At 49.4% G+C, this 10733-nt stretch carries 9 protein-coding genes and 1 tRNA gene; all 10 read left to right on the forward strand.

The genetic code is table 11. The annotated features are described in order from the left end of the window. A partial coding sequence (locus tag RNAN_RS18310) for an EF-Tu C-terminal domain-related protein (RefSeq protein ID WP_040552673.1) occupies nt 1-226 on the forward strand: 226 nt, incomplete at its 5' end. 152 nt (nt 227-378) lie between these two features. Beyond that, nucleotides 379-455 (forward strand) — tRNA-Trp (locus RNAN_RS18315). Nucleotides 456-528: 73 nt separating this feature from the next. Further along, nucleotides 529-903: a preprotein translocase subunit SecE gene (gene secE / locus RNAN_RS18320; protein WP_008224568.1), complete on the forward strand. Its 375-nt coding sequence runs from the start codon at nt 529-531 to the stop codon at nt 901-903. Between the two features lie 15 nt (nt 904-918). After that, nucleotides 919-1446: a transcription termination/antitermination protein NusG gene (gene nusG / locus RNAN_RS18325; RefSeq protein ID WP_008224569.1), complete on the forward strand. Its 528-nt coding sequence runs from the start codon at nt 919-921 to the stop codon at nt 1444-1446. Nucleotides 1447-1566: 120 nt separating this feature from the next. After that, the gene (gene rplK / locus RNAN_RS18330) at nt 1567-1995 is read left to right on the forward strand and encodes a 50S ribosomal protein L11 (protein WP_008224570.1); all 429 of its coding nucleotides are present in this window, start codon (nt 1567-1569) and stop codon (nt 1993-1995) included. 3 nt (nt 1996-1998) lie between these two features. Beyond that, complete coding sequence (gene rplA, locus RNAN_RS18335; protein ID WP_008224571.1) at nt 1999-2700, forward strand: 50S ribosomal protein L1; 702 nt, start codon at nt 1999-2001, stop codon at nt 2698-2700. 286 nt (nt 2701-2986) lie between these two features. Continuing rightward, a complete protein-coding gene (gene rplJ, locus RNAN_RS18340; protein ID WP_008224573.1) occupies nt 2987-3481 on the forward strand; it encodes a 50S ribosomal protein L10 in 495 nt (164 codons plus the stop codon). A gap of 64 nt (nt 3482-3545) precedes the next feature. Further along, complete coding sequence (rplL, locus tag RNAN_RS18345; RefSeq protein ID WP_008224576.1) at nt 3546-3911, forward strand: 50S ribosomal protein L7/L12; 366 nt, start codon at nt 3546-3548, stop codon at nt 3909-3911. Nucleotides 3912-4086: 175 nt separating this feature from the next. Beyond that, a complete protein-coding gene (rpoB, locus tag RNAN_RS18350; RefSeq protein WP_040552677.1) occupies nt 4087-8112 on the forward strand; it encodes a DNA-directed RNA polymerase subunit beta in 4026 nt (1341 codons plus the stop codon). 65 nt (nt 8113-8177) lie between these two features. Continuing rightward, a partial coding sequence (rpoC, locus tag RNAN_RS18355) for a DNA-directed RNA polymerase subunit beta' (RefSeq protein ID WP_040552680.1) occupies nt 8178-10733 on the forward strand: 2556 nt, incomplete at its 3' end.

The raw sequence follows: 10733 nt of genomic DNA on the forward strand, positions 1-10733 counted from the left end.
CACGCCATTCTTCAAAGGCTACCGTCCACAGTTCTACTTCCGTACCACTGACGTAACGGGCGCAGTAGAGCTGCCAGAAGGCGTAGAGATGGTAATGCCAGGCGACAACCTGAAGTTTGTTGTTGAGCTGATTTGTCCAATCGCGATGGACGAAGGTTTACGCTTCGCTATCCGTGAAGGCGGCCGCACAGTAGGTGCAGGCGTAGTATCAAAAATCCTGGCCTAATAAGCCGGATTGAAAAAGGCCCTGCGGGGCCTTTTTTGTTGCTACAGGCTAAATATGTTCCAATAGCTTAAGGTGTGCTTGTTTTAGCCGGTTAAGACAGTATAATGAGCGGCTATTTGCAAACCCGGCACAGTTTGGGTTTACAACCTTGTAGGGGCATAGTTCCAATTGGTAGAACAGCGGTCTCCAAAACCGATGGTTGGGGGTTCGAATCCCTCTGCCCCTGCCAATATTTTTCGGTAAAGCACCGCTTTACCGGTAGTGTGTTGCTATAAGCAAGTCAAGGTGAAGTGAGTCAAAGCATGAACGCAGCAAGTGAAACCCCAAAAAGTGGATTTGATATAGTTAAGTGGTTGCTGGTCTTTGTTATTTTGTCACTGGCAGTAGTGGGTAACTACATTTACGAACTGGGTGCCTTAGAGCGCGCTATCGCTATTGTTGTGCTGGTTATTGTTGCCGGTGTTGTGGCCGGGCAAACGCAGAAAGGCAAAACCTTTATTAACTTTGCCAAAGAGTCCCGTACAGAAGTACGCAAAGTGGTATGGCCAACCCGCCAGGAAACGATGCAGACAACACTGGTTGTATTGGTAGCGACTGTGATCATGGGGTTAATCCTGTGGGGCTTAGATGCCATCTTATTGCGCTTAGTGTCATTTTTAACCGGATTGGGGATCTAAACCATGGCAGGAAAGATGCGTTGGTATGTAGTGCAGGCATTCTCGGGCTTTGAGCAACGTGTTGCTACCTCGCTGCGCGAACATATCAAAATTCATCAGATGGAAGACAAGTTCGGCGAAGTGTTAGTGCCAACTGAAGAAGTGATTGAAATGCGCGCCGGTCAAAAGCGCAAGTCTGAGCGCAAGTTCTTCCCCGGCTATGTGCTGGTGCAGATGGAAATGTGTGAAGAAGCCTGGCACTTAGTTAAAAGTGTACCGCGGGTATTAGGCTTTATCGGTGGCACCTCAGACCGTCCGGCGCCTATTTCTGAAAAAGAAGCGATGACCATCCTGAACCGTTTACAGGATAACGTTGATAAGCCGAAGCCGAAGACGCTGTTTGAAGCTGGTGAAGTGGTTCGTGTTACTGAAGGCCCGTTTGCTGACTTTAACGGTGTAGTGGAAGAAGTAGACTATGAAAAGAGCCGCGTAAAAGTGTCGGTACTTATTTTCGGTCGTTCTACGCCGGTTGATCTGGAATTTGCGCAGGTCGAAAAAGCCTAAGATAAAGATTGTAACCGGGAGCTGATTAAAATATAATCTGCGCCCTTTTTAACGTTGGGAAGCCGCTTGAGTAAGTGTCCTCGCACTTACAAGGCTATGACCCAAAAACAGAGGTGAAACATGGCAAAGAAAGTCACTGCACTTATTAAATTGCAGGTTAAAGCCGGTATGGCTAACCCGTCGCCACCAGTAGGTCCGGCGCTGGGTCAACACGGTGTGAATATCATGGAATTCTGTAAAGGCTTTAACGCCCGTACAGAGAGTCTTGAGAAAGGCATGCCAATTCCAGTAGTAATTACTGTATATAGCGATCGTTCTTTCACGTTCGAAACCCGCACGCCTCCAGCATCTTTCTTATTACTGAAAGCAGCTGGCTTAAAAGGTGGTTCAGGTCGTCCTAACACCCAGAAAGTGGGCAAAGTCACAGCAGCTCAGATTGATGAGATCGTTAAGGTGAAACAGCCTGACTTGACTGCTGCAGATCATGCCGCTGCGGTGCGTACCATTGAAGGTACTGCCCGTTCAATGGGTTTAGTGGTGGAGGGCTAACAGATGGCTAAATTAACAAAACGCGCTAAGTTAATCCGCTCTAAAGTAGATTCAACCCGCGAATATGACATCAACGAAGCTGTTGCTCTGTTAAAAGAATTAACTGCTGGCAAGTTCGTTGAAAGCGTTGACGTTGCAGTAAACCTGGGTATCGACGCCCGTAAATCTGACCAGAACGTGCGTGGTGCTACTGTACTGCCTCACGGTACTGGCCGTACTGTTCGTGTTGCTGTGTTCACTCAGGGTGCAAACGCTGAAGCTGCTAAAGCTGCCGGTGCTGACATCGTGGGCATGGAAGACTTAGCCGAACAGGTTAAGAAAGGCGAGATGAACTTTGACGTGGTTATCGCATCTCCAGACGCTATGCGTGTGGTAGGGATGTTAGGTCAAATCTTAGGCCCACGTGGCTTAATGCCTAACCCGAAAACCGGTACTGTTACCCCTAACGTAGCAGAAGCGGTGAAGAATGCGAAAGCGGGTCAGGTGCGTTACCGCAACGACAAGAACGGTATCGTTCATTCAACTATCGGCAAAATCGATTTCGATGCTGATAAGCTGAAAGAAAACTTAGAAGCACTGCTGGTTGCACTGAAACGTGCTAAGCCATCAGTAGCTAAAGGTATTTACATCAAGAAAGTCACTATCTCTTCTACTCATGGTGCAGGTTTAACCCTGAGCCAGGCGTCGCTGAGTGCTGCTGTCTAAGGTGTGATGCTTTACAGAACGTAGTGATTATTTTATAATCTCGCGCTCATTTTTTAGGGTAGAAGCCGCATTTCTCGTAAATGACGGCTTCCGTCCAAGACCGTAGGTGCCGCAAAATTTCTTAGAAATGCGTGGCTTAAAACACAAAACCTACGCAGACGGTGCAGGCCCCAGAGAGAATTAGATTCCTTCTGGTCTCACCGTAAATCGCGCGCCTTGTGGCAACATAAGGCGATGTGTAGGCAAACGGGCAATATCGCCCGGATGAACCAGGAGTTAAGAGCCCATGGCTATTAAGCTTGAAGACAAAAAAGCACTTGTTGCTGAAGTCCAGGAAGCTGCCAAAGGTGCTTTATCTGCGGTAGTCGCAGACGCTCGTGGTGTCACTGTTGGCAAAATCACTGCGCTGCGTAAGCAAGCGCGTGATGCCGGTGTATGGATGAAAGTTGTCCGTAATACCCTGGCGCGCCGTGCAGTAGAAGGCACCGAGTTTGAGTGTCTGAATGATGTATTCGTAGGCCCGACATTAATTGCATTCTCTAAAGAGCACCCAGGTGCTGCAGCGCGTATCTTCAAAGATTTCGCCAAAGAGAACAAAGATTTCGAGCTGAAAGGTGCAGCGTTCAATGGCGCCACAGTAAACGTTGAACTGTTAGCCTCGTTACCAACTTACAACGAAGCTATCGCACGTTTAATGAGCACAATGAAAGAGGCAGCAGCCGGCAAACTTGTACGTACAATTGCCGCGGTTCGCGACCAAAAACAAGAGCAAGCCGCGTAATTTTACGTTTGGTTTGAAAGTAAAGTTTAATCGGGATAAGTCCCCTAATTTAGGAATCTGAGCAATGTCAGTGACTAAAGATCAAATCTTAGATGCTATCGCTGCAATGTCTGTAATGGACGTAGTAGAGTTAGTAACTGCAATGGAAGAAAAATTCGGTGTGTCTGCAGCTGCTGCTGTAGCAGTTGCTGCAGGTCCTGCTGCTGCTGTTGAAGAGCAAACTGAGTTCACAGTTGTTCTGGCTGGCGTTGGCGCGAACAAAGTTGCTGTTATCAAAGCAGTACGTGGCGCTACCGGTTTAGGCCTGAAAGAAGCGAAAGACCTGGTTGAGAGCGCTCCAGCTCCAATCAAAGAAGGCGTTTCTAAAGCTGAAGCTGACGCTCTGAAGAAAGAACTTGAAGAAGCTGGTGCTTCTGTTGAAGTTAAATAATCCGGCTTATCCCGGATTATTCGCCTGAATTTCAGGCCGGGCTGGTGATGAATTAATCACCGGCCTTTTTGCGCTGTGGGACAATGATTTCCCCACCCCTGTTGATACTATGGCTGGTATCAAACGCGACCTGTAATGGGTTGTTGGGAAAAAAATCAGCAAGCTGAGGAACCCCATGACTTACTCTTATTCTGAGAAGAAACGTATCCGTAAGGACTTCGGCAAACGTCCGGAAGTATTGGATGTGCCATACCTGTTGTCGATCCAGATTGAATCGTTCAGCAAATTTATCGAGCCTGATCCGGAAGGAGATTACGGTTTAGAAGCCGCATTCCGCTCTGTATTCCCTATTAAAAGCTATTCAGGCAGTGCGGAATTGCAGTACGTCAGCTACCGCATCGGGGAACCCGTATTTGATGTAAAAGAATGTCAAATTCGCGGCGTTACTTACTCAGCGCCACTGCGTGTAAAACTGCGCATGGTGTTATTTGATAAAGAAGCACCAGGCACGATCAAAGATATCCGTGAGCAAGAAGTTTACATGGGCGAAATCCCATTAATGACTGAAAACGGTACCTTTGTCATCAACGGTACTGAGCGCGTTATCGTTTCTCAGTTACACCGCAGCCCAGGCGTGTTCTTCGATCACGACCGTGGTAAAACCCACTCATCAGGCAAGGTGTTATATAACGCCCGCGTGATCCCTTACCGTGGTTCATGGTTAGATTTCGAATTCGATGCTAAAGATAGCCTGTTTGTGCGTATTGACCGTCGCCGTAAGTTACCGGCTACCATTTTGCTGCGCGCATTAGAATTCAGCACTGAAGATATTCTGGCGACCTTCTTTGAAAACACCAAGTTTGAAATCAAAGACGGTAAGCTGTTAATGGAAGTGGTTGCTAACCGTTTACGCGGTGAGACAGCAGCTTTTGACATTAAAGACAACGATGGCGAAGTCATAGTAGAACAAGGCCGTCGTATTACTGCACGCCACGTGCGTCAGCTGGAAAAAACCGGCATGACCATGATGGAAGTACCACACGAATACGTGGTAGGCCGTGTGCTGGCGAAAAATTACGCTGACCGTTCAACCGGAGAGATTATTGCCGAGGCGAACGCAGAGCTCACACTGGAGCTGTTAGCAAAACTGGCCAAAGCCGGTTATGAAAGTTTTGAAACTTTATATATCAACGATCTGGATCAGGGCGCTTACGTCTCTGAAACCCTGCGTATCGACCCAAGCAGCAACCGGATGGAAGCGCTGGTAGAAATTTATCGCATGATGCGCCCTGGTGAGCCACCAACGCGTGATGCAGCTGAAACCTTATTCGACAATCTGTTCTTCTCTGAAGATCGCTACGACCTGTCTACTGTAGGTCGGATGAAGTTTAACCGTCGTGTTGGCTTTGACGAAGGCACTGGTACCGGTGTACTGAGCAAAGAAGACATCCTGGCGGTGATGAAAGTGTTAATCGACATCCGTAATGGTAAAGGTGAAGTGGACGACATCGACCACTTAGGTAACCGCCGTATCCGTTCGGTTGGCGAAATGGCTGAAAACCAGTTCCGTGTTGGTTTAGTACGTGTTGAGCGTGCGGTGAAAGAGCGTCTGTCACTGGGTGACTTAGATGCGGTTATGCCACAGGATCTGATCAACGCCAAGCCAATTTCTGCGGCAGTAAAAGAGTTCTTCGGCTCAAGCCAGCTGTCTCAGTTTATGGATCAGAACAACCCGCTGTCAGAAGTAACGCACAAGCGTCGTATTTCTGCTTTAGGCCCGGGCGGTTTAACGCGTGAGCGTGCCGGCTTCGAAGTACGTGACGTACACCCGACGCACTATGGTCGCGTATGTCCTATCGAAACGCCTGAAGGTCCGAACATCGGTCTGATTAACTCATTGTCAATGTTTGCCCAGACTAATGAATATGGCTTCCTGGAAACACCGTACCGTCGTATTGAAGACGGGGTGGTAACCGACGAAGTCGACTTCCTGTCAGCCATCGAGGAAGGTAATTTCGTTATCGCGCAGGCCAACGCTGAACTGAACGCCGAAAACCGTTTGTCAGAAGAATTAGTACCTTGTCGTTACAAGAACGAATTCACCCTGATGCCGGCCGACAAAGTGCAGTATATGGACGTCGCTCCTCAGCAAATCGTATCGGTTGCTGCAGCGCTTATTCCGTTCCTGGAGCACGACGACGCTAACCGGGCACTGATGGGCTCGAACATGCAACGTCAGGCGGTACCAACACTGCGTGCTGATAAGCCGCTGGTAGGTACCGGTATTGAACGTGTGGTAGCGAAAGACTCTGGTGTAACCGTAGTAGCTAAGCGCGGCGGTGTGGTCGATTATGTTGACGCCAGCCGTATCGTTATTAAGGTTAACGAAGATGAAATGGTGGCCGGTGAAGCCGGTATCGACATCTACAACCTGACCAAATACACCCGTTCTAACCAGAACACCTGTATTAACCAGCGCCCTTGCGTTAACCACGGTGAGCCAATCGAGCGTGGCGATGTACTGGCCGACGGCCCGTCTACCGACTTAGGTGAACTGGCACTGGGGCAGAACTTACGCGTGGCGTTCATGCCGTGGAATGGTTACAACTTCGAAGACTCGATTTTGTTATCAGAGCGTTTGGTACAGGAAGATCGCTTAACCACCATCCACATTCAGGAATTAAGCTGTATCGCCCGCGATACCAAACTTGGCCCTGAAGAGATCACCGGCGACATCCCCAACGTGGGTGAGTCTGCGCTGTCTAAGCTGGACGAAGCCGGTATCGTTTATATCGGTGCTGAAGTAAAAGGCGGCGATATTCTGGTAGGTAAGGTAACGCCAAAAGGCGAAAGCCAGTTAACGCCGGAAGAAAAGCTGTTACGTGCGATTTTCGGTGAAAAAGCGTCTGACGTGAAAGACACCTCGTTACGGGTGCCTAACTCAGTAACCGGTACTGTTATTGATGTGCAGGTGTTTACCCGTGATGGCGTAGAGAAAGACAAGCGTGCGCGTGAAATCGAGGAAATGGAAGTCAAACAGGCGAAGAAAGACCTGAATGAAGAGTTCCGCATCCTGGAAGCCGGCATTTTCAGCCGGGCCCGTAACCTGCTGGAGCAAAGCGGCGTTGACCGCGCCAAGCTGGACACGATGAAAGGCGACGCGCTGTTTAACCAAAGCTTAAGCGATGAAGATAAACAGAACGATCTGGAGCAATTAGCCGCCCAGTACGAAGAAATTCGTGTTGAGTACGATAAGAAGTTCGAAGCCAAGCGCCGTAAGATTGTGCAGGGTGATGACTTAGCGCCGGGCGTACTGAAGATCGTTAAAGTGTATCTGGCGGTGAAACGCCGGATCCAGCCAGGCGATAAGATGGCCGGTCGTCACGGTAACAAGGGTGTTATCTCCACTATCGTGCCGGTAGAAGATATGCCTTACGACGAACACGGCAAGCCGGTTGATATCGTACTGAACCCGCTGGGCGTACCATCGCGGATGAACATCGGCCAGATTTTAGAGACCCACTTAGGCTTAGCGGCCCGTGGTATCGGCGACAAGATCGATGCGATGATTAAAGAGCAGAAAGAAACGGCGGAGATCCGTGACTTCCTGAAGAAAGTGTATGCACTGGGTGAATCACGCCAGAACGTAGACATTGAAAGCTTTACCGATGACGAAGTGCGTCGTTTAGCGGAAAACCTGCGTAAAGGCTTACCTGTTGCGACACCGGTATTCGACGGTGCGAAAGAGAGCGAAATCAAGCAACTGCTTGAACTGGGTGACTTACCGTCCAGCGGTCAGATCACGTTATATGATGGCCGGACCGGCAATACCTTCGAGCGTAAGGTTACCGTAGGTTACATGTACATGCTGAAACTGAACCACTTAGTAGACGATAAGATGCACGCGCGTTCTACCGGTTCTTACAGCTTAGTAACGCAACAGCCGCTGGGTGGTAAAGCGCAGTTCGGTGGTCAGCGTTTCGGTGAGATGGAAGTGTGGGCACTTGAAGCATACGGCGCAGCGTACACGCTGCAGGAAATGCTGACTGTTAAGTCGGATGACGTTAACGGCCGTACCAAGATGTATAAGAACATCGTGGATGGTGACCACAGAATGGAACCTGGCATGCCAGAATCTTTCAACGTATTGATGAAAGAGATCCGTTCGCTCGGTATTAACATCGAATTGGAAGAGGAATAAACCGACCTTGAGTTGGGGGGCAGGCAACTGCCCCATTCCGGTTTACCTCTTACAGGAGAGCTAAGGTGAAAGACTTATTAAAGTTTCTGAAACAACAAACTAAAACCGAAGAGTTTGATGTTATCCGTATCGGTTTATCTTCGCCGGACATGATCCGTTCATGGTCATTTGGTGAAGTAAAGAAGCCAGAAACGATCAATTACCGTACCTTTAAACCAGAGCGCGACGGCTTATTCTGTGCCCGTATCTTTGGCCCGGTAAAAGATTATGAGTGTCTGTGCGGTAAGTACAAACGCTTAAAGCACCGTGGTGTTATTTGTGAAAAGTGTGGCGTTGAAGTTACCTTAACTAAAGTGCGCCGTGAGCGTATGGGCCATATCGAACTGGCCAGCCCAACTGCCCACATCTGGTTCTTAAAATCACTGCCAAGCCGTATCGGTTTGCTGCTGGATATGACGCTGCGTGATATCGAGCGCGTGCTGTATTTCGAAAGCTATGTCGTGACAGAGCCTGGCATGACGTCGTTAGAGCGTCGTCAGATGCTGACTGAAGAAGAATACTTAGACGTGCTGGAAGAGCATGGCGACGAGTTTGAAGCCAAAATGGGTGCAGAAGCGATTCTGGACTTATTAAAAGGCATTGATCTGGCAACTGAAATCAAGCAAATGCGTGAAGAGCTGCCAACCATCAACTCTGAAACCAAGCGGAAGAAAATCAGCAAGCGTCTGAAACTGATGGAAGCCTTCCATACCTCTGGTAACAAGCCAGAGTGGATGATCATGACAGTGCTGCCAGTACTGCCGCCGGATTTACGTCCGTTGGTACCACTGGACGGCGGCCGTTTCGCCACCTCAGATCTGAACGATTTATACCGTCGCGTAATTAACCGTAATAACCGTCTGAAGCGTCTGTTAGACCTGTCAGCGCCGGATATTATCGTACGCAACGAAAAGCGGATGTTGCAAGAAGCGGTAGATGCGCTGTTAGATAACGGTCGTCGTGGCCGCGCTATCACTGGAAGCAACAAGCGCCCGCTGAAGTCATTAGCGGACATGATTAAAGGTAAGCAGGGTCGTTTCCGTCAGAACCTGTTGGGTAAACGTGTTGACTACTCAGGCCGTTCGGTTATCACCGTAGGTCCTACGCTGCGTTTACACCAGTGTGGTCTGCCGAAAAAAATGGCACTGGAACTGTTCAAGCCTTTCATTTATGGCAAGCTGGAAGCCCGTGGTTTAGCTACCACCATTAAAGCTGCCAAGAAGATGGTAGAGCGTGAAGAAGGCGCAGTATGGGACGTACTGGATGAAGTGATCCGTGAACACCCGGTATTACTGAACCGTGCACCAACACTGCACCGTCTGGGTATCCAGGCGTTTGAACCGGTACTGATTGAAGGTAAAGCCATTCAGTTACACCCGTTAGTGTGTGCGGCCTATAACGCCGACTTCGACGGGGACCAGATGGCGGTGCACGTACCGTTAACGCTGGAAGCGCAGTTAGAAGCGCGCGCGCTGATGATGTCGACCAACAACGTACTGTCACCTGCTAACGGTGAACCTATCATCGTGCCTTCACAGGACGTTGTATTAGGTCTGTACTACATGACGCGTGAAGCGATTAACGCTAAAGGCGAAGGCATGCTGTTAAAGAGTGCCAAAGAAGCTGAAAAAGCTTTCCGCGCCGGTGTTGCCAGCCTGCACGCTAAAGTCAAAGTGCGTATCACTGAAGTAGAATTTGCTGAAGATGGCTCGCGTAAAGAAACCACAGCGGTACGTGATACCACTGTAGGCCGTGCCATTCTGTACTCTATTCTGCCAGAAGGCTTAAGCTTTGACGCTGTCAACCAGGCGATGGGTAAGAAGCAGATTTCTCGCCTGTTAAATGGCGCTTACCGTCGTATCGGTCTGAAGAAAACCGTTATTCTGGCAGACCAGATCATGTACACCGGTTTTCACTACGCGATGTTATCAGGTGTGTCTGTAGGTATTAACGATATGGTTATTCCTGCGGCGAAAACTGACATCATCAACGCAGCAGAAGCTGAAGTGGCGGAAATCCAGGATCAGTTCCAACAGGGTCTGGTCACCGCCGGTGAAAAGTACAACAAAGTCATCGATATCTGGTCAACCGCTAACGAAGCGCTGTCTAAGGCGATGATGGACAACCTGTCAAAAGAAGACGTGGTTGACCGTGACGGTAACACTGTACAACAGCAGTCATTTAACTCTGTTTACATGATGGCCGACTCAGGTGCGCGGGGCTCACCAGCGCAGATCCGTCAGCTGGCAGCAATGCGTGGTCTGATGGCTAAACCTGATGGTTCTATCATCGAAACGCCCATCACGGCGAACTTCCGTGAAGGCTTAAGCGTATTACAGTACTTCATCTCAACCCACGGTGCGCGTAAAGGTTTGGCCGATACGGCACTTAAGACAGCGAACTCAGGTTACCTGACCCGTCGTCTGGTAGACGTGGCGCAAGATTTAGTCGTGACTGAGCAGGACTGTGGTTCTGATCAGGGCATTATCATGAAGCCGCTGATTGAAGGTGGTGACGTGGTTGAAGGTCTGCGTGAGCGCGTACTGGGCCGGGTTGTTATTGGTGACGTTGTTGCGCCAACC

Origin of the sequence: Rheinheimera nanhaiensis E407-8 (genome assembly GCF_000296695.1) — a bacterium.
GTDB classification, from domain to species: domain Bacteria; phylum Pseudomonadota; class Gammaproteobacteria; order Enterobacterales; family Alteromonadaceae; genus Alishewanella; species Alishewanella nanhaiensis.

Bases quoted from the DNA above. Each gene is read 5' to 3' on its own strand.
- secE (WP_008224568.1), top strand. From the start codon at position 529: ATGAACGCAGCAAGTGAAACCCCAAAAAGTGGATTTGATATAGTTAAG.
- nusG (WP_008224569.1), top strand. From the start codon at position 919: ATGCGTTGGTATGTAGTGCAGGCATTCTCGGGCTTTGAGCAACGTGTT.
- rplK (WP_008224570.1), top strand. From the start codon at position 1,567: ATGGCAAAGAAAGTCACTGCACTTATTAAATTGCAGGTTAAAGCCGGT.
- rplA (WP_008224571.1), top strand. From the start codon at position 1,999: ATGGCTAAATTAACAAAACGCGCTAAGTTAATCCGCTCTAAAGTAGAT.
- rplJ (WP_008224573.1), top strand. From the start codon at position 2,987: ATGGCTATTAAGCTTGAAGACAAAAAAGCACTTGTTGCTGAAGTCCAG.
- rplL (WP_008224576.1), top strand. From the start codon at position 3,546: ATGTCAGTGACTAAAGATCAAATCTTAGATGCTATCGCTGCAATGTCT.
- rpoB (WP_040552677.1), top strand. From the start codon at position 4,087: ATGACTTACTCTTATTCTGAGAAGAAACGTATCCGTAAGGACTTCGGC.